At 71.6% G+C, this 429-nt stretch carries 1 protein-coding gene; it reads left to right on the top strand.

The window, feature by feature from the left end; genetic code table 11:
- Positions 1–429 (top strand): phage baseplate assembly protein V (locus tag ACG01O_RS22245; protein WP_394387801.1); only part of this gene is annotated, 429 nt, incomplete at both ends.

Genomic DNA, 429 nt, shown 5'->3' on the forward strand with positions numbered 1-429 from the left:
TCGCCTGGCAACGCGGCGAACGCCCCAACCCCGGCGGTCTGATGCTGGACGAGCCGCCCCCCGCCTCCAGCGGCGCCCCCGGCGACCACCGCGCCGGCACCTGGGTGCGCGTGGCCACGCCGCTGGCCGGCCCCAACTGGGGCCAGGTCTTCACCCCGCGCGTGGGCTCGGAAGTGCTGGTGGACTTCCTGGACGGCGACATCGACCGCCCCATCGTCGTTGGCCAGCTCTACACCGACCGCACCCGCCCCATCTGGAGCGCGGGCGCTGATTCCGGCGCCAACCATCCCGGCCACCTCAGCGGCTGGAAGAGCCAAAGCCACGACGACAAAGACCACAACCACTGGGTCATGGACGACAGCCCCGGCCAACTGCGCACCCGTCTGGCCTCCAGCCACGCCTGCGCGGAACTGCACTTGGGTGAACTCA

Origin of the sequence: Pelomonas baiyunensis (assembly GCF_043555935.1) — a bacterium.
Lineage (GTDB): Bacteria > Pseudomonadota > Gammaproteobacteria > Burkholderiales > Burkholderiaceae_C > Pelomonas > Pelomonas baiyunensis.